Annotated in this window: 1 protein-coding gene; it reads left to right on the top strand. The window is 42.3% G+C overall.

The genetic code is table 11. The annotated features are described in order from the left end of the window. On the top strand, nucleotides 1–439 hold a 439-nt coding region (locus ACNPNW_RS16415), incomplete at its 5' end, for a hypothetical protein (RefSeq protein ID WP_448767204.1). Nucleotides 440–603 lie beyond the last annotated feature (164 nt).

The raw sequence follows: 603 nt of genomic DNA, 5'->3' as shown, positions 1-603 counted from the left end.
TGCTTACTTCGGAGATCACATTGAAGGCAATGTTACGGTTCAAGATTACGGTAAATACACCAATGCCAGCGGCAAACTTGCGGAATCGCTCAATTATCCTCTGGCGAAACATATCAGACAACTTAACCTAATCAGAAGAGCTGTTCCAGCTTTGCAAAAGGGCCAATATTCAACTGAGAATGTATCGGGTGAAATGGCATTTAAGAGAAGATTTACCGACAGCGCCAAAGGCATTGATAGTTTTGCATTGGTTACGATTTCTGGAAATGCCACGTTTACCGGTATTCCGAACGGAACCTATGTGGATGCGGTGACTGGTGATTCCAAAACCGTTTCAGATGGCAGAATTACACTGACGTGCTCCGGTAAAGGAAATGCAAGAGTGTATGTATTAAATGGCAAGGGTGGAATTGGAGAGACAGGACCTTACCTGAAGTAATCTTATAGTATGTCTTAGATTAGAAGAAGCAACCTTGGCCGGTATTCCACCGTGCTAAGGTTGCTTTTTTCGTATTACAGCATTCCTGTGCTTTCGGACCCGATTTTGATCGTTGTTGATTAAGTTATGCACTGTTGAAGAATCATGAAAATAGGAGTAGAATT

It is taken from the genome of Acinetobacter endophylla, assembly GCF_053543775.1.
Note: the sequence above shows the minus strand (reverse complement) of the source record. Positions and strands in the feature narration are given on the sequence as shown.